Source organism: Listeria booriae (assembly GCF_000766865.1).
Taxonomy (GTDB): domain Bacteria; phylum Bacillota; class Bacilli; order Lactobacillales; family Listeriaceae; genus Listeria_A; species Listeria_A booriae.
This window is the reverse complement of sequence record NZ_JNFA01000006.1, coordinates 1-26,230: the sequence shown is the minus strand read 5'-3', so window position 1 is coordinate 26,230 and position 26,230 is coordinate 1. Positions and strand designations below refer to the sequence as shown.

Here is a 26,230-nt window from a genome sequence, read left to right as displayed (position 1 = left end):
TGTAAAACGCCGTTGTGACCTTCTATACTTATTAAACCATGTATTCAAAGTCTGCTTAAACCAACGTTGTCTAACTTCTAGACAAAAGTGAAATTCTTTATATTCGGCTTACTAAAAATAAGATTACCATACGAAAAATCATCAACATATGATAGGTTTCCATAGTTTTTGCTCTATTAATGAACTTTTTGTGACATTTTATATTGAATTTAGTATTTTTCTTACTTTTTTACGATTTTAACTAGAAAAAAGACACATAAACCTATATACTAATTAAATCACATAGTAATTAGTTGCGAAATCAACCAATCGTTGTGCGAAAAAAAGAAATGGAGTGAGAGTTTGGATAGATTACATTTAGAACTAGTTATTGAGAAGAAGAATAGGCGCCATATCGAGATTATTTCCTATATTTATAATAGTAAATATCCACTGACTGTCGATGAATTGTCGGATCACCTGCGTGTTTCTATTAAGACCATTCAACGAGATATCCTTGAAATACAAAATTCATTGCCTAAAAATGTTCATATTATCACAATATCTAGTACAAGTTACGAACTAAAACTACCACATGACGTCACATTAAAAGATGTGATTGGAATTTTTACAGAATCATCTTTACTTTTTACAATCATCGATTCGATTTATCATGGCATTCAACTAGATATCCACGACTGGGCGTTGGAATTGTTCAGCTCCCAATCCTCTTTATACAGACACTTAAATACACTGAAAAAACTATTAGTACCCTTCAACCTCAAGCTCTCCTTAACTCCTGTCGATATCGTCGGAAAAGAAGAAGATATTCGCTATTTTTACTTCAACTACTTCTACAACGCCAAAAATTCGCCAAAAATGGAAGTCCCTAGTAAACAAATTTACACGTTCCATGAAAAATCACTCAAGCGCTTCGAGAAATATGAGCATGCTAATATAGATATTCAATATCACCGCTTTTTATATTGGATTATGGTTATTAATCAGCGTGTCAGCCTCGGTCACACTATCCAAATGCCTGATGACATAAAAGCCTATCAACAAACAAAACCCGTTTACCACTACTTCGACAAGTATATGCATTTTTGGGCAGAGGAATTTGATTTGCCAGTAAATACACAAGACGAGACCGCTTATTTCAGTATCATTTTCTACGACACCTTGATTTATAAAAAAGAGGACCTCAGAGAAGTCGTATACGGCGATGAATATACACAGCAAAAAGATGTATTACATTTTCTACAAGAATCCTTCACTGCGCTAAACCTCCCAATGCCAACAAACGATGACCTGCTAATTTATGAAAATTATTTTTACTATGTATATTCCATGAGCAGACTTACCCCACTTCTTCATACAAATACCTACGAAGTAAATCGCTACATTAAAAAAGAACACCCTTCCATTTTTGCAACATGGTTAAAAACAGCAAGTGATAGTCCTTTTTTGAAAAAAATAAAAGGCATCTATACAGAAGATATCGCTGTGAACTTGACGATGCTGACCCGTTCGATTTTTTATGACAATAATATGGAGAAAAAACATATTTTATTTTCGTTCGATGGTCGCAATGCTTTCTTAAATTACCTATCCACATTAGCCAAAAATTATAGCGCTAATAATATGAAAATATCCTTCATTCCAAATCGGCACATCACAAAAGAAATCTTGCGCGAGTCCAAAGTAGATATTCTCGTTCTTAACTACGAATCACCATTTGACCTAGAAAAATGCCCTCATATTTGCGTTTATCAAACCAATCATATCCCCTCTAAACAAGACTGGGGCGTTGTAAAAGAACTCATTTTCCAAGCCTCACTGAAATTCAATGCCTAATTCCATACAAAAAAACAGAAGATTTTCATCCGCATCAACGGGAAAGTCTTCTGTCTTTATTATGGCTTACTTAACCAATACTCGGCGCCATCGACACTTGCCAATTCGTCACCGTTTGCAATCGCTCTTCTTCAGTCAACACATTAAACCCGATAATCTGATCCACAGAAATCGTCAATCCTTTTGAAAAACGATTCACACGTGAAGCAGACACACAGTTAATATACACGTCTTTTAGCTTCACAACACTGTGCGGTATTTCATCAGGAATATCCGTGATGCCAATAATATACCCAATCGCCGTCACAAACAGCACCGGTTCGCCATGCTTCATTTGCTCAAATAACTCGACTTCTTTTATCGTATTTTCAATCATCGTAATCGCTCCTTCTCATTTCCTTCTTTACTTACCCGCTAAAAAGGCATCTAAATCCACATCTGCAAATGAATCATACACCGTAACGCCTTCCGGGAAAACAATGCCCTTCGTCACTTCGTTTTTTATCGCAATCGTATGAAGTCCCGCGCCAATTGCCGACAACGAACCGTTCCGCGAATCTTCCACGGCCACCGCTTCTTCCGGTTTCACACCAAGAGCCTCTACAGCTTGACGATAAAGCGCAGGGTCAGGTTTAATAACCTCCACATCATCCGCCGTCTGAATCGTTTCAAAATCAGCTAAAATCCCGAACTTCTCCAAAATCGGTTCCACCCAAGCACGCGCCGAACTCGTTGCAAGACCAATTTTGTACCCATTATCTTTAGCGTACTGATACACACGCATAAACCCGTCACGCATCTCCAGCTTATCACGACCACTATGAACCGCCACATCTATGTACTTTTGAAAAGCCGCTGCGTCAAACTTTCCATTCGTCGCCTCCGCCATATAAAGAAGTAACGGCTCATCCGAACTGCCAACAACCTTCTCATATACCTCCATTGGCAAATCCAACCCGTACTCCGCTCGCAAATATTTCTTCGTCTCATCAAACCAAACCGCTTCCGTATCAATCATCGTACCATCGAAATCAAAAACAAATGCCTTCATGATTCTCCTCCAACTCGCTTATTTCAACACCTTCATTATACCACATCCAACCCATTCATCCTTAAAAAGATTAATTTTCTCCAAATTAAGCTTGCAATTTAGTTAAAAAACGAATATTATTGTAATTGTGGTTTTAAACGTTCGTAATCAGGCGTTATAAACGTCTTTATTTTAAAGGGAGTGGAATTATGTTTCAACTAAAAGCAAATGGCACAGACGTCAAAACCGAAGTTATCTCAGGATTTACAACCTTCTTAACCATGGTTTACATTATCGTCGTCAACCCAGCAATCCTTTCAGCAGCTGGCGTACCATTTAACACCGTCTTCATGGCGACAATTATCTCAGCGGTTATCGGGACGCTCTGGATGGCACTTTTCGCCAACTACCCAATCGCCATCGCACCAGGACTTGGTATGAACGCCTATTTCGTCACCGTAGTCACAACGCAAAAACTAGACTACACAACAGCATTCACCGCCGTTTTCGTGGCCGGTATTATTTTCTTACTGCTATCATTAACCCCTTTCCGGGAAAAATTAATCACAGCCATTCCGCACACATTAAAAGCAGGAATCACAGCTGGTATCGGTCTTTTCATCGCCTTCCTTGGCTTCCGAATGACCGGTATCATCGTTAAAAGCGACTCCAACCTAGTCGGACTTGGCGATTTACATTCTCCAGAAGCACTACTTGCCATCGCCGGCTTACTTATCACACTTATTTTCCTAGCATTAAACGTCAAAGGCGCACTTTTCATCGGTATGATAGCCACAGGAATTATCGCCTTCTTCACTGGCGAGTTAAAATTCAACGGCTTTGTCAAAATGCCATCCATGCCTGACCTAGTTATCACAAACCCAATTCACGCATTTGGCGATGTAGTCACGTACAGCCTTTACGGCGTCGTTCTCTCGTTCCTTCTTATTACTATTTTCGATACAACAGGAACAATGATCGGTGTCGCAAAACGCGCAGGCTTAATGAAAGGCGAAAGCTTACCAAATGCCAAACACGCACTACTAGCCGATGCAGTCGCAACAAGCGTTGGTTCTATGTTCGGTACAACACCAACAAGTGCCTACATCGAATCTTCAGCAGGCGTTGCAACAGGCGGACGTACAGGTTTAACAACATTAACTGTTGCCGGACTTTTCATCGTTTCAGCCTTCTTTGCTCCATTGGTGGGCGCTGTATCTGGAATCTCCGCAATCACCGCACCAGCACTTATTATCGTTGGTAGCATGATGATCGGCGCAGTAAAAGAAATCGATTGGGACACGTTGGACGAAGCATTCCCAGCTTTCCTTGTTATTCTAGCGATGCCATTAACATCAAGTATCGCCATTGGCCTAGCATTCGGTTTCATCTCTTACCCAATTTTGAAAGTATTCACAGGAAAATGGCGCGAACTCAACTGGTTCCTTATTGTTATCGCGGTTCTATTCTTCATCTTGGTCGCTTTCTTACCACATTAATACAAAATCGGCTATCCATCATTTCTGGATAGCCTTTTTCATAGCAAAAATTATTCACAAAATTGACAAACCTTCCGTCTCCAATCCATGATATACTACAATAGTACTATAAAAAGGGAGGATTTTATTTTGGGATTTTTAGAGGCATACAAATCATTTTGGCGTAATTATGTGAATTTCACGGACCGCGCGCCACGTTCTGCATATTGGTACGTCGTTTTGTGGAACGCCATTATTATCGCACTATTTTATATCGTTGTTTTGGTATTAGCAGTTACAACAGTCACAACAGCATCATTTACGAATGGTGAGGATCTCAGTGTGTTATTCACCGCTGGTCCAATGTTGTTCGTACTACTATTAATGTGGCTATACGGCCTAGCTTGTTTTATACCAATGCTTAGCCTAATGGTTCGTCGTTTACGCGATTCCAACAAGAGCCCGTGGTTTATCTTGCTTGGTTTAATACCATTTGTTGGAAGTATTATTATGCTTGTCTTCATGTGTTTGCCAAGTGAAGATTCCTTCGGGACAAACTACGATTTTTAATACTACGAAGAAGTGAAGCACCCTGAAAATTTGGTGTTTCGCTTCTTTTTTACTTTTCATTAGACATATGACTAACAAATCTGCTATAAATGTAAGTGATAGTTGAAAATAGAAATGAGTGAGCCATTTGTGGAAAGCATTTTTTAGCGGGGTTGGGATTGCCGCGTTAGTTATTATTTTTAGTTTAGTCACTACTGGGTACAGCATGTCATCACTATTTTCTTTTGTGTTGATGGTCTTGATTTTTGCGTCGATTATTTGTTCGGCACTCGTATCCATTGGTAGATCGCAAAATCCAAACCGAAAAGTACAATTGCGCTGGAGTATTTTACTTGCTGTAGCGGCGATTCCATCATTTATTGGTTTCGTTATTAGCTACTACTTCACATGAAAAAAGCCGGAAAATCGTCATGAAACACGATTCTCCGGCTTATTTTAATGCTTGAATGCTTCGATAAAAGCGGGTACATATTCAGGTAAGTCTGGTGGGCGTCGGCTAGAGATGATGTGGCCGTCTGTAACAACCGCTTCATCGTGCCAAATTGCGCCGGCATTTGTCATATCGTCTTTAATTCCAGGTGTACTTGTGACATTCACACCGTTAAGAATTCCTGCTGAAATCAGAACCCAGCCTGCGTGACAAATTTGACCGATTGGCTTCTTTTGCTCATCAAAATAACGCACAAATTCAATCACTTTATCAAAACGGCGTAGCTTATCTGGCGACCAACCACCAGGAACAAGAATGCCATCGTAATCCTCGACTTTAATATCTTCAAAACTGTAATCACTTGTTGCTGGAACCCCATATTTCCCGTGATATACTTTGTTTGCTTCTTCCCCGACTAAATGGACTTGTGCTCCTGCTTCTTGTACTCGTAAAACAGGATACCAAAGCTCTAGGTCTTCGAAATCGTCGCTGATTAGGGCGATAATTTTTTTGCCTTGTAGTGTCATTTTGTTTCCTCCTTTTGATATTGCTTGGTTTTAGTATAACAATTTGGAGGTGGGGATAGGTAGGGATTTGCTTGTGAGGGCTTCTCTTTCAGATGGGGACTTAGTAAACATCGCCTCTTTTTTATGGATTAACCCATCGCTTCGCTCACGCTTATATTGGGAGCGTAACTCACTTTGTTCGAACGCTTCTAAAAAACATTTACTAAGGTATGGTGGGAAGAGATAAACTATGGCTTCTCTTTCAGATGGGACTTAGAAAACATCGCCTCTTTTTTATGGATTAACCCATCGCTTCGCTCACGCTTATATTGGGAGCGTAACTCACTTTGTTCGAACGCTTCTAAAAAACATTTACTAAAGTATGGTGGGAAGAGATAAACTATGGCTTCTCTTTCAGATGGGACTTAGAAAACATCGCTTCTTTTTTATGGATTAACCCATCGCTTCGCTCACGCTTATATTGGGAGCGTAACTCGCTTTGCTCGAACGCTCCCAACAAAAAAGCCCAGTCACTAGGACTGGGCACGCCATCATGTTCGGTTGTTTATGCTTAACGGGATGAGGCACAAACGAAAACTACATGGCAAATGAGATGAATGAAAACAAATAATGGTTATCGGTGCGAAATCATATGATAAATATTGCTACTCATCATTTGGAAGATGGATACACCGAATTCCATTATAACCATGATAGGGTCTTATCCCCACAAAAGCAAACAAATTATTTGTATCCTTTTGTCAGAATAAGAAATTTCATCACGAACAAGGTATATATACATTTTACTTTTCTTCGGCGAAAAAAGCAAGGGAACAAACTGTGTAATTTTTGTGACTAAATTTTTCATATTTGTGCTATTTTGAGTGAAGGAGGCGGTTTATCCTATCAAATACCTGCCATATCAGCTAAAATCCACCCTTTTTAAGCATGTTTTAATAAATACAAGAGCGAACACATACTCGCAAAAAAATTCCCCAGAAAATTAAAGTCGGGGAATCTGTCTGTAACTCTAGTCTACTAGTTTTATAATCATATTACAAATAATTGCTACGATCGGAATCAATGCCCATATTCCCCAAGTCCAGTTACCCCCGTGTGCCTTCTCTGGCTTCCGTTGTTCTAAATCGCTAACTTGGCGGCGTAGTTCCAATACTTCTAATTCTAAATCTTGCACCTTGTCCTCAAGATCATACAAACGTTCCTCCATGACAGTTCCCTCTTTTCCCAAGCATTTAATAGGTTCATTATAACGCGGATGGCACGCTCACGTCATCATACCTCGGTCTGATTCAATTAATATAATAGCAATTCTGTGTATGCTTTGCTACAATAAAAGAGAAGTGAAATGGGGGTAGAAAAATGGATATTCATGCAGAAGAAGCCGTTGTTAAATTAATTCTTCATGGCGGAAACGCACGCAAAGAAGCTTATGCAGCAATCGACGCAGCGCATAATTATCAATTTGAAGAAGCAACTGCACTTTTACAAAAGGCCGAAGTTCAATTTTTAGAAGGTCATGCGTGGCAGACAAAGCTTGTGAATCGCCGCAGCTCTGAGGATGGCTTAACGCCAACAATTTTGCTTGTACATGGTCAGGATCACTTGATGACTGCGCAGGCCGAGCTGAATTTAGCGAAGCAAATCGTTCGCCAATACGAAAAACAAAGCGAATTAGAAGCCCGCATCGAGAAACTAGAACAACAACATAACTAATAAAAAAGATACGACGGTAAACTAGCCGCATAACGATGCGTCAAGCCTCCACGTATCTTTTCTTTTTTATCGTATGCCTAAAGCAATCTTTGCATAACGTGACATCCGGTCTTTCGTCCAAGCTGGTGTCCATACAAGATCAACTTTTGTATCTTTAACTTCTGGAATATCAGACATCGCCACACGAACTTGATCTGTTAAAATCCCAGCAAGCGGGCATCCCATCGTCGTTAATGTCATCGTCACCGTACAAAGCCCATCTTCATCCAAATCTACGTCATACACTAGCCCAATATTTACAATATCAATACCTAGCTCAGGGTCGATTACTTGTTCTAACGCACCCATCAAATTTTCTTTTAGTTCTGCATCCATGAAGTAGTAGCCTCCTTTTGATTTTCTAAACTTATTGTACCACAATTGAGAATTGTTTTCATTATAATTTTTCTTCCAAAAACCCAACCGCGGCTAGCATACCTTCAATTGTAATTTTATGTTTCGCCTTCTCATCAACCATGAAAGCAACATTATCAGACATGTCTTCCTCTACTAAAGCCTCGTACAACTTCTCACTATAAGCGAACGGCACAACATCGTCTTCTTTTCCGTGCCATATCATTAACGGTCGATTTTTTAATTTGGTCGGTTGCGCACTTAAATCATATGGCGCAAGCTCGTTAATCCGCTCGTCCACATCATATGGAAACTCCATGCCCTGTTTCGCAACACCATCCGCAAGCGCCCGCGCAAAATGCTCATAATACGAACTTCCCGCAAGACAAACACCGACTTTCAGCCACTCATACTGCGCCAGCATCCCATAGCTCGTAATGGCCCCCATCGAAAAACCACCCACAGCGAGTCGTGACATGTCCACTAGGCCTTCTTCGTTCAGCGCCTCCACTAATTGTGGCAGTTCATCAATATTCCCACGAACCGTATCCCAAAAATAAATCGCTTGCTCCGTATCCGATTCCGCACCATGACGCTCCCCGTGCATAGCCGCATCAGGTAAAATCACCCGCATCCCGCGCTGCGCCAACAAATACCCGTACGACAAATACAGCTCTTTTTGCGACTGAAAACCGTGATAAAAAAACACCGTCGGCAATTGCTCTGACGCACGCGTTTCATCAAAAATATGTAACACTGGAATTTCTTTTATCCATTTATGTTCTACCTGAATCATTGGGAGACCTCATTCCTATATGGTTTATTAATATTCTGTAAAGCTCTAGGCGTTTACAAAATAGCCCGAAACGTCTATCATTAAGATACACAACAAAGAAGTACACCACCTATTCTAACACTTTATTAAAAGCGGCACTAGATATACGAATTACAAAAAATAAGGAGAACCCATATGACAAAAAAATTAATCGTTCTCGATCTAGATGGCACCACCCTAAAAAGTGACCAAACCATTTCCGATCGTACAAAAAAAGCGCTAGCCAATGCGCAAAAGCAAGGACATGAAGTCATGATTGCAACTGGTAGACCATATCGGATGAGCCACATGTATTATCATGAATTAGGGCTTCACACACCAATCGTTAATTTCAACGGCGCCGTGTTCCATCACCCACTAAAAACACAATTCAGCGACGCTTATCACCAAGCCATTGATTTAAAAACAGCACGCGAACTACTTGATTTCTCAACAAACTATCTGCTGGACAACATCGCGGCAGAAGTACAAGACAGCGTGTTCTTACGCGAACGAAATAGTAGTGTCCCAGACATGTTCCACCAAGGAAAAGACAATGTTTTCATCGGTGATTTGCGTGATACAATCACAACCGACCCAACATCTCTTCTTTTCTTCGCCAGTCACGAAACATTGCAAGAAGTAAGCAACCACATGGATTCACGCCTTTCCAATATCGTCACTTACCGTAGCTGGGGTGCAGAATGGCCAGCAATGGAAATGACAAAGCTCGGCGTGCATAAAGCTATTGGCGTACAAGCGGCTAGCCGTTACCTTGGAATTGACCGCCAAAATATCATTGCCTTTGGCGACGAAGACAACGACATGGAAATGCTAGACTATGCCGGCGTTGGCGTAGCGATGGGAAACGCCATTGCATCACTTAAAAACGTAGCAAATACTGTCACACTTTCCAATGAAGACGATGGTATCGCCGTTTATCTAGAAGAAAACCTGGGTATATAGTAAAAAAAGCTGGACCATTATCTCTAATGAGCCAGCTTTTTAAATTTGGAAAGGACGTAAAAAATTATGCTCGCAATTATCATCATTATTGCTTGGCTAATCGCCTTTACAGCCGTTTGGGCGCTTATCAAAGCTTCTACTAAAAAACCTAAATAAGACCTACTGATGCATCCTTGTTTTGTACATTTCCATCGCCATTTTCTGGTCTGCCTCCGAACGAAAATCACCAAATACACTCGAAGTCTCCATAACATTAATAAAGCATTTCGGGTCCACAGCTTGCACAACATGCGTCAAATCATACAATTCATACCGCGTAATAACAATGACAAGCATCGTCACGCTTTCCCTCGAGTATGCGCCAAGCGCCTCAACCACAGTAATCCCGCGGAACATATTATCCTGAATTCCCTTAATAACTTCCTCTTGATTTTGCGTCATAATCATCGCAGTCAATTTCTGATGTCTCGTATGAATTGTGTCAATCACGCGGCTCGATACATATAACGAAATCAGCGTATAAAGCGCAAACGTCCACTCATATGTAAACCCAGCAATAAAAATAATCACGCCATTCATAATCAAGAAATACTTACCAAAAGAACGCCCCGTCTTAATCGTAATATACATCGCGATAATATCCAATCCACCCGAAGAAATCCCGAACTTCAGTGCCAAACCAATCCCCACTGATGCTATCACACCACCAAAAATCGCATTCAACAAAATATCCGATGACACTTCCTGCACCGGTATCACAATCAAAAACAACGACATAAAGGCAACCGTTACAAAACTAAATACCGTAAACGCTCGGCCAACCTTAAACCAGCCCAATATCGCCACCGGAATATTCAGAAGCAAAACCAACATCCCTGTCGAAAGCGACACACCAATCCCGTCCTGCAATAAATCTGACGTCAACTGCGCTACCCCAGTCAATCCGCTCGCATAAACATGCGCTGGAATTAAGAAGAAATTCATCCCAATCGCATTTAATAACGCCGCCAAAACAGCAATAAAAAACTTTTTCGTACCTTCAATATACACTTGCCGTTGATTCAATCCATTTTCCCACTTTCTCACAAATTACGACTACTTAAAACAACGGTCTTCCTCCCGATAAATAAAAGCCGACGCTCACCGTTGCAATCACACAAATAATAAATAACCATAAAAATAATGTCGATGGCTTCTGCTTTTTACGATAACTTAACAGCATCTCAACAACACCAATCGTCGCAATACCTAACAATATTTTAAAAATCGATACTACCACATGCTCGCTAAAACTATACTTCATCATCATAATACCGCTCAAAATAACCGTAATATACAACACACGATTACACATCTGCATAATCGTAAAAACTTTTGCCGATTTCTTATAAATCACCATCGCGACTAGCGTAAAAACAACAATGCCAACCCACGAAATTAAATGAACATATGACCACATATTAATTCCCCATTTCTCTTTATTCTACATTACCTGGTTCTCAAGCGTCCCAATACCTTCAATCGTTACCGAAATCGTATCCCCAGCCTGTAAAAAGCTCGGCGGATTCATCCCTTTTCCAACCCCATCTGGTGTCCCCGTTGCAATCACATCCCCTGGCACAAGCGTATGCCCCTTCGAAAGCTCTGCGATAATCATCGCAATCGGAAAAATCATCTGGTCCAGTTTCCCATCCTGACGGAGCTCCTCATTCACAAACGTCTGAATCCGCAACTTACTCGGATCAGGAATCGCATCCTTCGTAACTACATAAGGTCCAATTGGGCACGTCCCATCTAAGCTCTTGGCAATATAAAACTGCTTGTGTTTTCCTTGCAAATCACGCGCTGTCACATCATTAATAATCGTATAGCCAAATACCGCATCCATTGCCTCGTCTTCCGTCACATTCGTTATCTGCTTTCCAATAACGACTGCGAGTTCCCCTTCATAATCCAACTCACGCGTCACTTCCGCATGCAACGGAATCTGTCCACGATTTCCAACCAACGTATTCCGACTCTTCGTGAAAATCATAATCGCCTCAGGAATATCCGCAACACTTCCCATTTCCAGCACATGTTTCCGATAATTTTTCCCGACGGCTAACACATTATTTGGCGGAACAATCGCCGGCAAAAACTGCACATCTTTCAATGAAATCGACCCATTCATCGTCTCCTGTTGATTCATGATATGTTCCAACTTCTCCGGTTCAGCAATAAGCTCCACCAAGCTCTTCGGACATTCTGACTCTACAAAAAACGCACTAATGTCAATAATCTTATCTCCCTTTACAATCCCAAAAGACTCCCTGCCACCAACTTTAAAAGCAATCCATTTCATTTTATCTTCCCCCTGTCAGTTCACAAACATGGTCCCCATCAAAAAAGTATAAATAAATATGACGCACTTGTCTACCTGTAATTTTTTCAACAGCTTCCCGGTACATATCCATCTGCACCTGATACCGTTTCTTCAAAATTGCCTCCCCAGTAAGCCAGCCGTTCTCAAATTTATTCGTAATCTGATCTGTTTTGTAATCAATAATGACAAGTTCCTCGCCTAAATCTACCAACACATCAATCATTCCCTGAACAATCACTTGCTCCTCCGTGCTTGCTTCCTTGTGTAATCGTTGCGCTGGGATCTGATAACTAAACGGCACTTCACGCTTCGTACTCCCAGCATTGGCCAACATCAACTCTCCTAATTCCGTGTCAAAAAACGCCAAAATCGGCTCAATCTCTATCACTTCCAGCTGGCTCTTACTCAAAACCTCACGCAAAAGCAAATCATCCAATAATTTCGCAATACTTTCTCGCGTTGGCTTCCCGTCTAAAGGTAACGCCTGCATCACCGTATGCATTGCCGTCCCACGCTCCGTCGCCGTCATTCTCTTCTCCTGCAAAAACTTAGGCCGCTCGAGCGAAACAGGCTGCGCATTCCTCGTAAACCGCGTATCACTAAAACTATCCGCCACAGAAAATTGACGTTTCACCTCCGTCACAGACTGCTTAGACCTAATATTCGTCGCTTCCGCAAAACCATATTGAAACCCTAAACGCTTCTGAATCTCTTCATAAAACGGCGTCTGCTCCGGCGCACTATCTCCGCGTTGCACGACACTAAGCCAGTCCGAATCCTTCTTATCCGCAACATCGACAGCAATCAATTCCCGCCAATGATGTTTGGCAATAACCAAACGCATATCTGTCTCCAAAGCAACACCAGCCGCTTCTCTCCCAGTATCCATCTGTTCCAAATAAGCCGGATGCCTCACCAAAGTACTACCAATCCATTGCAAATACGTTTTCGCCTGATATCGCGTACTCGCTGGTAACATCCAGTCCTTTTGCATTATGTTCTGCTCCCATTCCTTCGTCACCTTCTCAAGACTTGGAACCGTACCGACAAGAATTAGCTTTTCTTCCGCACGAGTCAGCGCAACATACAACACCCGCATCTCCTCAGCCATCATCTCCGCAACCTTCTTGTACTTGATTGCCTGCTGCATAATCGATGGATAAACAAGCCGCTTCACAGGATCATTATACCGCGTCGCAAAGCCAAAATCCTTATCAAATAAATATTTATTATAAATATCGCGCATATTAAACTTACGATCCAATCCCGACAAAAATACAATCGGAAACTCCAGTCCCTTACTCGCATGAATCGTCATCATCCGCACAACATCTTCTTTTTCACCCAACGTCTTCGCAGTCCCTAAATCCTGCCCCTTCACTTGCAATTTCTCCACAAAGCGAATAAAGCGGAACAAGCCACGAAAAGCCGTTTTCTCATACTGGTTCGCGCGATCTAACAACGCTCGTAAATTCGCCTGACGCTGTTTTCCACCAGGCAATCCACCAACAAAATCATAAAAGTGAGTCTCCTGAAAAATACGCGCAATCAAATCCGCCAAATTCTCCCGCATCGACAATTCACGCCAACCACTCAACTGCTTCAAAAAAGCACTGAGTCTCGACGCCAAAGCATCACCTTGTGACTCCGCATATCTCTCCAAAGCTTCAAAATACGGTTTATTTTTCCCAACAGCCCGAATCCGAGCCAACGCGTCCTCGTCCAAGCCAATAATCGGCGAGCGTAACACAGAAGCTAGCGGAATATCCTGATACGGATTATCAATAATTTTGAGTAAAGAAACCATAATCGCAACCTCTGTCGCCTCAAAGTATCCCGAATTATTATTCGCATAAAATGGAATGCCCCACTCTTTCATCGCATCCTCAATATCCGGTGCACTCGTAAGCGCCCGCGACAAAATCACAATATCCCGATACTCCATAGGTCGATATTCCTTCGTCCCCTTATCAAAAACCGGCGTCTTCTCCTGAATCAGCGACGCAATCCGTTTCGCAATATATCGCGCCTCCGCCTGCCGCTTCTGCAACTGCTCCGGCGCAAGTTCATCAATGTCCTCAGACTTGTCCTCCTGCTCCATATCAATCAAAACCAGTTCCGTCTCTGAACTATCCGATTTCGGAAAATTCGCCCCTACAACAAGCTCTGCCTGCTTATCATAAGCAACTTCCCCAACCTCAGCATCCATCAACTGCCTAAAAATAAAGTTCGTCGTATCTAGCACATCCGCGCGGCTCCTAAAGTTCTGCGACAAATCAATGCGCAAGCCAGTCCCAGCACCATCTCCCGTATAACGCTGATACTTCGCCAAAAACAATCCCGGCTCCGCTAAACGAAAACGATAAATCGACTGCTTCACATCACCAACCATAAACAAATTCCCGTCCGCTTCTGAATCTTTCGTAACTAGAGCTAGAATCTGCTCCTGCACCATGTTCGTATCCTGATACTCATCAATCAATACCTCCTTAAACTTCTCACGATAACCAAGTGCCGCATTAGAAGGCGCACCATCCACATCACGCAAAACCCGCAATGCCAAATGCTCCAAATCATTAAAGTCCAGCATCCCACGCGCTACTTTTTCCTGATAAAACCGCATCGAAAATTCCTTCGCAAGCGCAACTAGCGTTCCAATCGTCGGCTTCATCTTCTCTAAGTCCAGCAAATAATTCTCGCCATTCCGCGAAAACCATTCACTCTCCGCATCAGCAATCGCCTTCTTCGCCTGATCCCGCAACTTCTTCACTTGGCTGACCAATACCTCATCATACAATTCCTTATTTTTAAGCGTAGCAATCCGTTGAAATTTCACAGCCTTCCAAACCGCAGCAACCTCTTCCCAGCTACCATCCAGTCCCGCCATCACCTGCTGCACTTGCATCAAATCATTCTCCAACGTCACCAAATAAGGCTCCGGCCCAGCCGTTTCCCCACATAAAAAAATCGCATACGTCAAAAATTGCTCTGCTTGTCGCAAAGTCATCAATAACTGCTTATAAATAATCGCATAAAACGGCAATTCCGTCACATCACGAATCGCACTAACATCATAATTGGCAACAATCGCGTCTAGCCATTTCTCTGGTTCCGGATGCGCCCTCGAAAAATCATACAGCGCTCCAATTACCTGCCCAACATCATCATCCGACCGATCCCCCGAAAAAGTATCCACTAACTCAAAAAATGGCACATTCTCCACATTTCCGTAGTGTTCCTCCAACAGCTGATCCATCACCTCATCCCGAACCATCGAACTTTCAATTGGCTCAATCAGTCGAAACTCAGGATCAATATCCGCCAAATAATAATATTTCTTAATCACATCTAAACAAAAAGAGTGGAGCGTCGAAATCGAAGCATAATTCAAAAGCGCAATCTGGCGTTTCAAATGATCCGAAGACTCATTTACCAACAGCGCATTCTCTACCGCTTTCCCAATCCGAGCCTTCATCTCAGCCGCAGACGCATTCGTAAACGTCACAATCAACAACTCATCAATATCTAGCGGCGCCTCCGGACTCATCACTTTTTCAATAACCCGATTAACAAGCACCGCCGTTTTTCCCGATCCCGCAGCAGCAGCCACTAGTACATTCTGACCACTCGCATGAATCGCCTTCCACTGATCATTTGTCCACGTCACATCCGCTGGTTTTACTGGAATTTCGCCCTTCATTCTTGCCCCTCCTCTCTCATTTTCATTAAAACATCTGCCCGATTCTGACTCTCAAACTTCCTATACTGATTACTTGCAAGCGACGCATCAAATTGACAAACCGAACGAAACGGGCACAATTGACAAGGCGTCCGATCCTTCAATTTATAAGGGTTAATCGCTACTTCTCCTTCAATAATCTTATTTCCAGCCTTCACATATTGCTGTCTCACATATTGTCGCATCGTATCAAACTCAGCCTTCGTTGCCGTAGCAGAATGCGCACTAAAATTCCCATCCTTCTTAAGCCCCGTTGGAATAACCGTTGATGTCTTCCCAGCCTCAAGCTCCGCATCCATCAGCGAAACCGCCAACACATCATCCAGCACAAGCCCCTTCATCCGAAAACTCTTCAAAAGTTCCTTCTCAAGCTCCGCATCCGTCATTTCCTTCTCCGCATTCACAAGTGGATTATGCATATGGAAATAAAGCACACCCGCAGGTTCCGCCGTCTTACCAATCAACTTAGCCGAATTCTCAACCACAATATCCAAATACGTCAACATTTGCAAAGCCAAGCCATAATACACTTCCGTCATCGGCAAATCATGCGCACTCGACTTGTAATCAATAATCCGCAAAAACGTCCGCGCATCCTTCTCGGCTTCATCAATTCTGTCAATCCGTCCCTGCAAAACAAGCTCACGCCCACCATTTAGCGGCAACGTCAAAGGTGGAATTTCCCCTTTCAAACCAAAATCGACTTCCAATCCAACCGGCTTAAACTGGCTAATTTTCGCCTGTTCATTCAACACCCGCGTCGCACGAATAATAATATTAAGCAACTTGTACCTAATATACTCTAGCCGTTTCGTACTAAGTAAAATCTCATGTTGTAATTTTGGCGCCAAATATTCCATCGCAAGACCAGCCATCTCCATACACTGTTCCACCGAAAGATTGCCCCACTCCAAATCACGTTGGCGCAACTCCGCTGAAATCCATTCCATCGCACCATGAAAAATCTCGCCAATATCCACCGACTGCAATTTAAAATGAGCCCGCTCCTCCAATTTCAAGCCATGTTGCGCGAAATGCTGGAAGTGGCAACTATAAAAACGCTCCATCCGCGATACACTCGCATGTACATCCTCACCAAACAAAGCTGTAGCAGCCTCTCCTGAAATATTTTGCGCTTTATTTTGATAAAATAAACTCTCTAATATACGCGAAGCCTTCCCTTTCCACTCACCATTCGAAAGAAAGAACGTATATGCATCCCACCAAACCGGCGACATCACATACCCCTTCTTCTTCATTTGCAATTGCGCCGTCAAATAACCAATCGAAGCCTTAGGTGCCGAAATATACATCGCCTGCTCCTCATCCGCTAACAACGAAGGATCACTCAAATAAAGCCCCCGCGCAAGCTTCGGAAAACCAGCTTCCAACCGCCTAATATAGCTCGACTCCGACAATTCCTTCCCATTCTCATCCGCATTCGGAAAACTAATAAATAATTTATCTGAAGCCAGCGTAAATAAACGATAGGCCAAAAATTCCTCACTAGAAAGCATCTGCTTCCCACTAGGTCTCACAGCAAATCCCGACTGATTCAACCGTTCCCGATCCTCATCAGACAAAATGCCAGAATCCTGCTTCCTCATCGGTAAAACACCATCATTAATTCCCGCCGCAAAAATCACCTTCCGATTCAGCAAACGCGAATTCTCCATATCCGTTACAACTAATTGGTCAAGCGAAGGTGGCAATAATGAGAAATCCAGCGCATCGAGACCCGTATTTACCACATCAAAGAAAACGTCCAACGTCACCTCATCGTCACCCATCACTTCCACAAACTCATCCAACAAACCAATCACAGACTTCCAAGCCTGTTCATGCTCCCTTGCAAGCTCCAATTCCCCAGCATCTTCCGCATTTTGACGCCACAAATCCAATCGCTCATCCACACGCGTATCCACTATAAATTGGAATAAAACACCTGCTAAATCAAGCCCCGTCTTCGCACCCTTCAAGCCTTTCTCAAGACGCACTAACGGACGCTTAATCTGCTCTCTCACTTCATTAACAACCGTCTCAACTTCTTTTTCCTCATCCGTCTGCACACCTTGATTCAAATCCAACCCACGAATTTTCCGATACATCCACGGCTTCTTATCCATCCAGCGACGCTTATTATAAATACCATTTTCCAAAACATAATTCTCAAAAACATCGACTTTCCCACGATACACATTACTCCGAACATCCATTGGAAAGAAAAACTCCGTCCGAATCGCCTGAAAAACCGCTTCATATTGCCAGTTCGTCCGAATAATATCCAGGCTAGAACGAATAAATTCAACCATCGGATGATTCGCCATCGTTCGCTTTACATCAAGGAAATAAGGCACATCATTCGCCTCAAAAGAAGCCCGCAAAATCGTCTCATACGTATCGATATTTCGAATCAAAACTGCCATATCCCGATAACGATACCCCTCCGCAGCCAACTGCCGAATCCGCCGTGCAATCCCATCCATCTCAGCTCGCCGATTACTCGCCTCATCAATCGCAAAATGATCTACTTCCCCATCAAAGGTATCATTAGAAAGCGTCGACCAAGTCCGCTCCAAATAAGCCAATTCCTCCTGTTGAAATCGCTTGCTATCCTCCAATATAATATCAGGCAACACATCACACCTATCTGTCGCCAACTCCTTCAATTTCGCATACGTCATCCCAGTCATCTGAAACAAGCGATACTCATGCAGCTCACCAATCTGATAAGCCCGATCCACAGTCAGCGCAATCGTCACTTTCCTACAGACCCCAACCAACTCACCAAGAACTGCATATTCCTGCGGTGAAAATTCATAAAAACCATCAATAAAAATCTCGCTCTCCTTCAGAAACGAACTCGACTTAATCGCATCTACCAATAAACGCAAATAATCCTCCGTCTCCAAATACTTACCGCACAACATGTCTTCATACGCATCAAGCAACAACGAAATATCCGCCATCTTATGATCCAAATCAATATTACCTTGCCCCTCAAATCCACGTAAATTCTCCGGCTCAATGCAACACTGTTTCATCTCTTTAAAAACCTGTTCCAGCTCCTTAATAAAGCCTTTCTTAGAAGCAGTCCTGCCAAATAAACGCAAATCCCCTTGCTTTTCAATTAAGATTTTGCGAATAATCATTTCCAATCCCGAATCCGTCAAAAAAGTCCGAGCCAACCCACCACTTTCCTGCAAAACCCGCCATGCTAACCTGCTGAAACTAAAAATCTGCGTCTCTAATAAACCCGCAACACGCTCACGTTCAAAAAATACCGTCTCCGCCTGCAACGTCATCTGATCAGGCACTAACAAAATACAATTCGCCCCATCGTGTATCCGTTCCTCTAATAAATCCATGACCCGCGCCGTTTTTCCAGTACCCGCGCGACCTAAAATAAATTGTAAAGCCATCTCTACACCACCGAACATACGTTTCTATTTTTAATATCATAACACATAATTTTCAAATCGACCACTATTATATCTCTTTTTCAGTCTATCACGTTCACACCAAACAAACCACAAATAAAAAACTAGAGCCCAAAAGACCCTAGTTTCCTAATCGAAGCTATTTTATAGATGCAACATCGCTAGCTGCATATCGTTCAATTTCTCTGTTAGAAGATAAAATTGTTCTTTGTCCTGATTATCTAAAGCAACATCAATTTCATCTTTTAGTTGCTGAATTCGATGTTCGTCAAGGAGCATTGTCATGTAGCATTCAATGAAAGTATTCATTAACTCTTTTTCTCCCTTAAGAACTCCAACTTGATTAACTAATGAACTTGAAAAATCTCGCATTTCCATGACTGCTCACTCCTTCATAATTTTTTATAACTACTTAAAAACAAGAAATAAGGGGTTAAAAAGTTACAAACCTAATAAAAATAGAATTTTTAGAAAAAATAGTGACTTCAAGAACTAGCTATGCTATAATCTAGGTAGAAAATATTACAAATAACTGACAGGCGGCTTTACTTTTGTAACTTGTACCTTGGCTTTCAATAAAATTAAACCGGAGAATTCATCACTTTTAGCTAAGATGCGGTTACTTATACACATATATAAGGGAGTTGTAGAAATGTCTAAGAAAATGAAAACACCAGTGTATGAGGTCAACCCTCATACCATGATAATCTTACCTTTAAAGACCAAAACGGGAGTTCACTCAGAGATTTTTGAATTAAACGATCATCGTATATCTAGTTTTACCCCATTATTTCTAATTAAAACAAGTTGCCAATATTTTGGTTCAAGTTATGACGGTAGACGAGAAGGTACACGATACCTAACAGGTGTTACTCACAAGCCACCAATCATGGTAGACCCAGCTAGTACTATGTATGCTTTTCCAACAACATCAGCCGGAAGAGATGACTGTATTTGGATTTTCCCACAGCACATTTCGGAGTACTATGATTCGCATTATAACTGCACAACCATCCGTTTTAATAATAAACAAAAAATAAAAATATCCGTTTCTTTCTCTACATTTAATAATCAGATGGCTAGAGTTTCGATGCTACATATGAAATTCTCACAAAAAATGCGCAGTATGGAGACAGAATACCCATATTCTAATCTTCTATTTCCACCCACTCCGCTGGCCGCTGAGAATAGAGCACCATATAACATTGGTGAAGTGGAGGAGTCAGACGATGATTTACTAGATTTCAGTCAAATCGAGAAGGACCCACGAAATAAGAAAGATAAATAAAACAAAGGACAGTCACCATTTCTCCGGTTAGTGACTGTCCTCTTCTAAACTTTTATTTACACATTTTTATTCCCCAATGCCTCTGAAATTCTTTTTAAGAGCAAGAGTTCTTCTTCCGAATAGGAGTATGGCAATTCTAAATACCATTTCTCTAACTCTGGATTTCCGATTAGGGGGAAGGCATTTACTGAATTTTTCTCGCGAAGTCCTGCAACATCATCCAATAAGAAATCCGTTGTAGTACCTAGCTCATCAGCCAACTTTGCAAGGATAAATATAGGTGGTTTGTGGTTATCGTTCTCATACTTACTAACCGTCGAAGGTGTTACACCAATCTTTTCAGCTAACTGCTTTTGCGTTAATCGATGCTTTTTTCGTAATGATACTAATTTCTCTCCAAAATTCATACCTGCACCCCTCTCATTTTTCTGCTACTTTCATTATAGCAATGAATCGCAATTATTTCGACCCGCAACGCAAAAAACTGCCCTATCACTAGAGCAGCATCTTGCTTTATATTTCTTTTTTCCAGAATCCGTATAAAAGTCCTGAAATAACCGTTCCGATTAAAATAGCCAATAAGAATAGAATTGCATGGTTCGCCAATCCGACTACGAAAATACCACCATGAGGCGCCGGAACATTGATGTGCCAGAATTGTGTTAGTCCACCAGCAATTGCTGAACCTAGTACACACGACGTAATAACACGTAATGGATCAGCCGCCGCGAAAGGAATCGCCCCTTCTGTTATAAAGGAAAGTCCTAATACGTAGTTCGTTAACCCAGCTTGACGTTCATCCGGCGTAAATTTCTTTTTAAAAATGGATGTTGCCATCGCAATTGCTAGAGGCGGCACCATACCACCTGCCATAACTGCAGCCATAAACGCACCATCTGTGTTCCCTGTTGTCGTGAATACACCAATCGCAAACGTATAAGCAGCTTTATTGAATGGACCACCCATATCAATCGCCATCATACCACCAAGTACAGTTCCCAGAATAACAGCATTAGCCGTTCCAAGCGATTGTAATTGATCTACTAAGAATGTATTAATATTAGCAAATATCGGATCGAATATTAAGTACATCAATCCCCCAGTAATAAGCAAACCTAACACTGGATAAATTAGAATTGGCTTCAAGCCCTCTAACGTTTTTGGCATTTTTGAGAATAATACTTTTAATCCAAGAACCACATAACCTGCTAAGAAACCAGCAAGTAAGCCGCCCAAGAACCCAGCGTTGGACGTCGCAGCAAGTAAACCACCGACCATACCAGGCATTAAACCAGGACGATCAGCAATACTCATCGCAATGAAACCAGAAAGAATAGGGATAAGGAACATAAATGCCCCAGTTTGCCCGCCACTAATGGCTCCAAGCATATCAGTCAGCGTTTTAGCTTGTGGGAAGTATTGCTCTAAAAGGAATGAAAAGGCAAGTAAAATACCACCACCGACAACAAACGGCAACATATGAGAAATACCATTCATTAAATCTTTATAAATACGACTACCAATAGAGACACGCTTACCGTCCGATGCATCACTATCTTTTTCACCACTATGATGATAAACAGGTGCCTCTTGCGCAATCGCCTTATTAATAAGCTCCTCTGGCTTTCTAATGCCATCACTTACAGGTGTTTCTAGAACGTGCTTACCATCAAAACGAGCCATTTCAACTTTCTTATCCGCCGCAACGATGACACCACTAGCTCGTTCAATCTCATCAGCCGTTAGTTTATTTTTAGCACCATCCGAGCCATTTGTTTCTACTCGAATATCCACGCCCATTTCTTTTGCTTTGTTTTTCAACGCGTCCTCAGCCATGTACGTGTGCGCAATTCCAGTTGGACAAGCAGTAACCGCAACAACAAATGGCGCCTCGTTATTCTGCGAAGTAACACCTTGCTCAGCTTCCGCTGCTCCTTGCTCTTGATCAAATAAATCAACCACTTCTTGCGTCGTTTTGGCATTACGCAATTTGGCAACAAAGTCAGGATGAATCAATAATCGAGAAAGTGCCGCAAGCGTCTCTAAATGCGTCTGATTCGCGCCGTCCGTTGCTGCAATCATGAAGAATAAATGAGCCGGTTGACCATCTAAAGAATCATAATCTAAGCCCGCTTCACTTTTCGCAAAAACAACAGTTGGTGTATTTACTGCTTTCGTCTTCGCATGAGGCATCGCAATTCCATCACCAATCCCCGTCGAACTTTCTTGTTCACGTTTCATAATTTCTGATTTAAAAAGCGAGACATCATTGATCTTACCTTCATCGGCAAGTTTAGCAATCATTTCATCAATAGCTGCTTCTTTTGACGTTGCCTTAAGCGAGAGAATCATTGTCTCTTGACTTAAAATATCTGTGATTTTCATCATGTAACCCTCCAATTATAATTCTGTGATTTCCACTTCTGGAATCAATTTCTGAATAGCATCATATGTCGCTAAATCCGTTGAAAATGCCGTCGCACTACCTGTAGCCACAGCCACTCGAAACGCTTCTAGCACATCATTATTTTTTTCATAAGTCCCAACGAAACCAGCAACCATTGAATCACCCGCACCAACTGAATTTTTTACAGAACCTTTAGGTGTATTCGATTGATAAACTTTGTCCCCGACGAATAACAGCGCACCATCACCAGCCATTGAGACAATCACATGTTTCGCTCCTAGTTCCAGGCATTTCTTCCCGTAAGGAATAATATCCTCCACACTAGAAAAGCTTGTCTCAAACAAATCTGCAAGCTCATGATGATTCGGTTTTATCAAAAACGGCTTTCTAGCAAGCGTATCAAGCAAACTCGCTCCCGTCGTATCAATAATAAACTCCACGCCCAAAGATTCACATTTTGCAATAATCCGATTGTAGAAATCACTTCCCAATGACGGCGGAATACTACCAGAAAGAATCGCAATATCCCCTGCCTTCATTACATCAAAACTCTCAAAAAAAAGAGCAATCTCTACGGGAGTTATGTTGGGGCCCATACTATTAATCTCTGTTTCTTCTCCGTGTTTCAATTTAATATTGATTCGCGTATCATCAGCAATCTGTGTAAATGCACTCTTACTGCCTTCATCTCCAAGCCAATCTTGAATGAATCCTCCTGTGAACCCACCTAGAAAGCCCAGCGCACAATTATCAGATTGCAACTGGTTCAAAATACGTGAAACATTCACACCTTTTCCACCTGGCAATTTCACACTGTTTTCCATCCTATTCAGTGCACCTAGCTCAAGACTATCCAATTCTACAATATAGTCTACGGACGGATTTAACGTTATTGTATAAATCATTTTTCCGCCTCCATAATATCAATTTTTTTCATCCATATCTCTTTTTCCTCAACATTTATATAATCCGTAATCAATGTGGCTTCTTCCAAATCAAACATTTTAGCAAAATGGCTGTGATGCATCTTTGAATTATCCGCTAAAACAAACGTCTCATCTGCCAGCTCTGCAGCTTTACGTTTCAATAAAGCCTCTTCCATATCTGGTGTCGTATAACCATCATTCAGATGTATTCCATTAGCACCAATAAAGGCTTTATCAAATCGGTAATTCGCAATATTCTCCATTGCAATTCCGCCAATCACCGCTTTTGTTTTCGCTTTCATTTTCCCACCTAATATATACGCGTTCAGATCTAAGCTAACTAATTCCTCTACATGCATCAAACCATTCGTAACCACCGTCACATCTCGTCCGATTAAGAAATCAATCATCTCAAATGTAGTTGACCCAGCATCCAAATAAATACAATCTCCATCCTTAACCAAAGAAGCCGCCAATTTCGCAATATCCTTCTTTTCTCGAACGTTTTTGACTGATTTTTCTACCATGCTCATTTCAATCGTCCGCGCTTGCGTTAATATTGCGCCACCATGAACACGTTTTAATAAACCATTCTCTTCTAACTCTGCTAAATCACGTCGTATTGTTGACTCTGAAGAATCTGCTAGCTCCGTTAAATCTTTCAACTTAACACTACCACGGCGTTTCAAAAGATCGATTATTAAGTTATGTCTGTCCGCATTCAACATATTGTTCCCTCCTATACAATGATATAATAACATCATTTTCAGCCAAAATCAATCATTTTCTTTCAAAAAAAATTATAACATAAACAAATATGCACACAAGACTATCCAGAAATCAGAAACTCATAAAAATGAAAACGTTCTGGAAGCTTTTCTTCATTTCTAAGCGCACAAAAAAATCCCAACACAATCAAAAAGTGTTGAGATTACTTGGATACCGGCGGCCGGGGTCGAACCGGCACGATCGTGAGATCACTGGATTTTGAGTCCAGCGCGTCTGCCAATTCCGCCACGCCGGCATAATATAATTATTATAATGCATTCTTTAATAAATTTCAATGGAGGCGCCAACCGGATTTGAACCGGTGATAAAGGTTTTGCAGACCTCTGCCTTACCACTTGGCTATGGCGCCACATTTAATAAAGAAGCGGAAGACGGGGTTCGAACCCGCGACCCCCACCTTGGCAAGGTGATGTTCTACCACTGAACTACTTCCGCAAAAAAACTGGGCTAGCTGGATTCGAACCAACGCATGACGGAATCAAAATCCGTTGCCTTACCGCTTGGCGATAGCCCACCGTATAAAAAATGGGGCGGATGATGGGAATCGAACCCACGAATGCCTGAACCACAATCAGGTGCGTTAACCACTTCGCCACATCCGCCATTATTTAATTTCCCTGTTTTTCTTGGCAGGGGCAGTAGGAATCGAACCCACACTGAAGGTTTTGGAGACCTTAGTTCTACCTTTAAACTATGCCCCTATAATAAAAATGGTGGAGGGGGGCAGATTCGAACTGCCGAACCCGAAGGAGCGGATTTACAGTCCGCCGCGTTTAGCCACTTCGCTACCCCTCCATATAAACTTAAGGTGGCTTGGGACAGAATCGAACTGCCGACACCTTGAGCTTCAATCAAGTGCTCTACCAACTGAGCTACCAAGCCTTAAAAATGGCGGTCCCGACGGGATTTGAACCCGCGATCTCCTGCGTGACAGGCAGGCATGTTAACCCCTACACCACGGAACCACAAAAATAATAAAAAGTCACAATTGCGGGGACAGGATTTGAACCTGCGACCTTCGGGTTATGAGCCCGACGAGCTACCAGACTGCTCCACCCCGCGACAATAATATAATGGTGGGGGCTAACGGGATCGAACCGCTGACCCTCTGCTTGTAAGGCAGATGCTCTCCCAGCTGAGCTAAGCCCCCACATATTTCAAATAAAAAGTGACCCGTACGGGATTCGAACCCGTGTTACCGCCGTGAAAGGGCGGTGTCTTAACCGCTTGACCAACGGGCCATAAAAATAACACATCATAGAGAACGGAGAGCAAGGGATTTGAACCCTTGAGACAGCTTTCACCGCCTACACGATTTCCAATCGTGCTCCTTCGGCCACTCGGACAGCTCTCCATAATGGCTCCACAGGCAAGACTCGAACTTGCGACCGATCGGTTAACAGCCGATTGCTCTACCAACTGAGCTACTGTGGAATAATCCTTGCCCGGCGACGACCTACTCTCACAGGGGGAAGCCCCCTACTACCATCGGCGCTGAAAAGCTTAACTTCCGTGTTCG

Annotated in this window: 23 protein-coding genes, 14 tRNA genes and 1 rRNA gene; 7 read left to right on the top strand and 31 right to left on the bottom strand. The window is 42.2% G+C overall.

Annotation, left to right across the window (positions count from 1 at the left end; translation table 11 throughout):
* Positions 1 to 342 precede the first annotated feature (342 nt).
* On the top strand, positions 343 to 1,836 hold the full coding sequence (locus EP57_RS03005; RefSeq protein WP_036084098.1) for an AcpB/EbpR/MafR family transcriptional regulator: 1,494 nt from the start codon (positions 343 to 345) through the stop codon (positions 1,834 to 1,836).
* A gap of 70 nt (positions 1,837 to 1,906) precedes the next feature.
* Here EP57_RS03005 and EP57_RS03000 read toward each other — a convergent pair whose 3' ends face one another.
* On the bottom strand, positions 1,907 to 2,212 hold the full coding sequence (locus EP57_RS03000) for a hypothetical protein (RefSeq protein ID WP_036084095.1): 306 nt from the start codon (positions 2,210 to 2,212) through the stop codon (positions 1,907 to 1,909).
* A 27-nt stretch (positions 2,213 to 2,239) separates the two neighbouring features.
* Positions 2,240 to 2,887 (bottom strand): HAD family hydrolase, encoded by a 648-nt coding sequence (locus EP57_RS02995; RefSeq protein ID WP_036084092.1) that lies wholly within the window; start codon positions 2,885 to 2,887, stop codon positions 2,240 to 2,242.
* Positions 2,888 to 3,075: 188 nt separating this feature from the next.
* Here EP57_RS02995 and EP57_RS02990 point away from each other — a divergent pair, with 188 nt between their 5' ends.
* The 3 genes from EP57_RS02990 (at position 3,076) to EP57_RS02980 (ending at position 5,305) form a co-directional block, all read left to right on the top strand.
* Positions 3,076 to 4,365 (top strand): NCS2 family permease, encoded by a 1,290-nt coding sequence (locus EP57_RS02990; protein WP_036084089.1) that lies wholly within the window; start codon positions 3,076 to 3,078, stop codon positions 4,363 to 4,365.
* A 129-nt stretch (positions 4,366 to 4,494) separates the two neighbouring features.
* A complete protein-coding gene (locus tag EP57_RS02985) occupies positions 4,495 to 4,914 on the top strand; it encodes a DUF805 domain-containing protein (RefSeq protein WP_036084086.1) in 420 nt (139 codons plus the stop codon).
* 127 nt (positions 4,915 to 5,041) lie between these two features.
* Positions 5,042 to 5,305 carry a hypothetical protein gene (locus tag EP57_RS02980; protein ID WP_036084083.1) on the top strand — a complete coding sequence of 88 codons (264 nt, stop codon included), beginning with the start codon at positions 5,042 to 5,044 and terminating at the stop codon, positions 5,303 to 5,305.
* Positions 5,306 to 5,349: 44 nt separating this feature from the next.
* Here the strand turns inward: EP57_RS02980 and EP57_RS02975 are convergent, their stop codons facing one another.
* Both EP57_RS02975 and EP57_RS02970 read right to left on the bottom strand, forming a co-directional pair.
* Complete coding sequence (locus tag EP57_RS02975) at positions 5,350 to 5,871, bottom strand: type 1 glutamine amidotransferase domain-containing protein (RefSeq protein WP_036084080.1); 522 nt, start codon at positions 5,869 to 5,871, stop codon at positions 5,350 to 5,352.
* A gap of 1,009 nt (positions 5,872 to 6,880) precedes the next feature.
* Entirely contained in the window at positions 6,881 to 7,078 is a 198-nt protein-coding gene (locus EP57_RS02970; protein ID WP_036084077.1) for a hypothetical protein, read from the bottom strand.
* Between the two features lie 152 nt (positions 7,079 to 7,230).
* On the opposite strand from EP57_RS02970, the gene EP57_RS02965 reads away from it, so the two are divergent.
* Entirely contained in the window at positions 7,231 to 7,584 is a 354-nt protein-coding gene (locus EP57_RS02965) for a PTS lactose/cellobiose transporter subunit IIA (RefSeq protein WP_036084074.1), read from the top strand.
* Between the two features lie 66 nt (positions 7,585 to 7,650).
* Here the strand turns inward: EP57_RS02965 and EP57_RS02960 are convergent, their stop codons facing one another.
* Positions 7,651 to 7,959, bottom strand: coding sequence for a metal-sulfur cluster assembly factor (locus tag EP57_RS02960; RefSeq protein ID WP_036084071.1), 309 nt, complete (start codon positions 7,957 to 7,959; stop codon positions 7,651 to 7,653).
* 61 nt (positions 7,960 to 8,020) lie between these two features.
* On the bottom strand, positions 8,021 to 8,773 hold the full coding sequence (gene yjfP, locus EP57_RS02955) for an esterase (RefSeq protein ID WP_036084068.1): 753 nt from the start codon (positions 8,771 to 8,773) through the stop codon (positions 8,021 to 8,023).
* Positions 8,774 to 8,947: 174 nt separating this feature from the next.
* On the opposite strand from yjfP, the gene EP57_RS02950 reads away from it, so the two are divergent.
* Positions 8,948 to 9,757, top strand: a complete 810-nt coding sequence (locus tag EP57_RS02950) for a Cof-type HAD-IIB family hydrolase (RefSeq protein ID WP_036084065.1) — start codon at positions 8,948 to 8,950, stop codon at positions 9,755 to 9,757.
* 159 nt (positions 9,758 to 9,916) lie between these two features.
* Here EP57_RS02950 and EP57_RS02945 read toward each other — a convergent pair whose 3' ends face one another.
* The 6 genes from EP57_RS02945 to EP57_RS02920 all read right to left on the bottom strand — a co-directional run bounded on the left by EP57_RS02945 (position 9,917) and on the right by EP57_RS02920 (position 19,679).
* A complete protein-coding gene (locus EP57_RS02945) occupies positions 9,917 to 10,822 on the bottom strand; it encodes a YitT family protein (RefSeq protein ID WP_036084128.1) in 906 nt (301 codons plus the stop codon).
* Between the two features lie 34 nt (positions 10,823 to 10,856).
* Entirely contained in the window at positions 10,857 to 11,216 is a 360-nt protein-coding gene (locus tag EP57_RS02940; protein ID WP_036084062.1) for a YisL family protein, read from the bottom strand.
* A 24-nt stretch (positions 11,217 to 11,240) separates the two neighbouring features.
* Entirely contained in the window at positions 11,241 to 12,101 is an 861-nt protein-coding gene (locus tag EP57_RS02935; protein WP_036084060.1) for a fumarylacetoacetate hydrolase family protein, read from the bottom strand.
* 1 nt (position 12,102) lies between these two features.
* Positions 12,103 to 15,822 (bottom strand): helicase-exonuclease AddAB subunit AddA, encoded by a 3,720-nt coding sequence (gene addA, locus EP57_RS02930; protein WP_036084059.1) that lies wholly within the window; start codon positions 15,820 to 15,822, stop codon positions 12,103 to 12,105.
* Positions 15,819 to 19,283: a helicase-exonuclease AddAB subunit AddB gene (gene addB / locus EP57_RS02925; RefSeq protein ID WP_036084058.1), complete on the bottom strand. Its 3,465-nt coding sequence runs from the start codon at positions 19,281 to 19,283 to the stop codon at positions 15,819 to 15,821. The genes addA and addB overlap by 4 nt, the downstream gene beginning before the upstream one ends.
* A 162-nt stretch (positions 19,284 to 19,445) precedes the next feature.
* On the bottom strand, positions 19,446 to 19,679 hold the full coding sequence (locus EP57_RS02920; protein WP_036084056.1) for an IDEAL domain-containing protein: 234 nt from the start codon (positions 19,677 to 19,679) through the stop codon (positions 19,446 to 19,448).
* Between the two features lie 274 nt (positions 19,680 to 19,953).
* Here EP57_RS02920 and EP57_RS02915 point away from each other — a divergent pair, with 274 nt between their 5' ends.
* A complete protein-coding gene (locus EP57_RS02915) occupies positions 19,954 to 20,589 on the top strand; it encodes a competence protein ComK (protein WP_052167506.1) in 636 nt (211 codons plus the stop codon).
* Positions 20,590 to 20,645: 56 nt separating this feature from the next.
* Here the strand turns inward: EP57_RS02915 and EP57_RS02910 are convergent, their stop codons facing one another.
* From EP57_RS02910 to rrf, 19 genes are all read right to left on the bottom strand, one after another.
* Positions 20,646 to 20,996, bottom strand: coding sequence for a helix-turn-helix domain-containing protein (locus tag EP57_RS02910; protein ID WP_036084055.1), 351 nt, complete (start codon positions 20,994 to 20,996; stop codon positions 20,646 to 20,648).
* A 106-nt stretch (positions 20,997 to 21,102) separates the two neighbouring features.
* A complete protein-coding gene (locus EP57_RS02905) occupies positions 21,103 to 22,974 on the bottom strand; it encodes a PTS fructose transporter subunit IIABC (protein ID WP_036084054.1) in 1,872 nt (623 codons plus the stop codon).
* A gap of 15 nt (positions 22,975 to 22,989) precedes the next feature.
* A complete protein-coding gene (gene pfkB, locus EP57_RS02900; RefSeq protein WP_036084053.1) occupies positions 22,990 to 23,901 on the bottom strand; it encodes a 1-phosphofructokinase in 912 nt (303 codons plus the stop codon).
* Positions 23,898 to 24,650: a DeoR/GlpR family DNA-binding transcription regulator gene (locus EP57_RS02895; RefSeq protein WP_036084051.1), complete on the bottom strand. Its 753-nt coding sequence runs from the start codon at positions 24,648 to 24,650 to the stop codon at positions 23,898 to 23,900. Before EP57_RS02895 ends, pfkB begins: the two co-directional genes overlap by 4 nt.
* 212 nt (positions 24,651 to 24,862) lie before the next feature.
* Positions 24,863 to 24,946, bottom strand: a tRNA-Leu gene (locus tag EP57_RS02890).
* Positions 24,947 to 24,986: 40 nt separating this feature from the next.
* Positions 24,987 to 25,060, bottom strand: a tRNA-Cys gene (locus EP57_RS02885).
* Positions 25,061 to 25,074: 14 nt separating this feature from the next.
* Positions 25,075 to 25,146: transfer RNA gene (locus EP57_RS02880), tRNA-Gly, on the bottom strand.
* A 7-nt stretch (positions 25,147 to 25,153) separates the two neighbouring features.
* Positions 25,154 to 25,225: transfer RNA gene (locus EP57_RS02875), tRNA-Gln, on the bottom strand.
* Between the two features lie 12 nt (positions 25,226 to 25,237).
* Positions 25,238 to 25,313, bottom strand: a tRNA-His gene (locus EP57_RS02870).
* 25 nt (positions 25,314 to 25,338) lie between these two features.
* Positions 25,339 to 25,412 (bottom strand) — tRNA-Trp (locus EP57_RS02865).
* Positions 25,413 to 25,422: 10 nt separating this feature from the next.
* A tRNA-Tyr gene (locus EP57_RS02860) sits at positions 25,423 to 25,506 on the bottom strand.
* Positions 25,507 to 25,520: 14 nt separating this feature from the next.
* Positions 25,521 to 25,593: transfer RNA gene (locus EP57_RS02855), tRNA-Phe, on the bottom strand.
* Between the two features lie 7 nt (positions 25,594 to 25,600).
* A tRNA-Asp gene (locus tag EP57_RS02850) sits at positions 25,601 to 25,676 on the bottom strand.
* 23 nt (positions 25,677 to 25,699) lie between these two features.
* Positions 25,700 to 25,773 (bottom strand) — tRNA-Met (locus EP57_RS02845).
* A gap of 12 nt (positions 25,774 to 25,785) precedes the next feature.
* A tRNA-Val gene (locus tag EP57_RS02840) sits at positions 25,786 to 25,861 on the bottom strand.
* 19 nt (positions 25,862 to 25,880) lie between these two features.
* Positions 25,881 to 25,952 (bottom strand) — tRNA-Glu (locus EP57_RS02835).
* Between the two features lie 24 nt (positions 25,953 to 25,976).
* A tRNA-Ser gene (locus EP57_RS02830) sits at positions 25,977 to 26,065 on the bottom strand.
* 4 nt (positions 26,066 to 26,069) lie between these two features.
* Positions 26,070 to 26,145 (bottom strand) — tRNA-Asn (locus EP57_RS02825).
* 9 nt (positions 26,146 to 26,154) lie between these two features.
* Positions 26,155 to 26,230: ribosomal RNA gene (rrf, locus tag EP57_RS16345) — 5S ribosomal RNA — on the bottom strand; the annotation flags it as partial.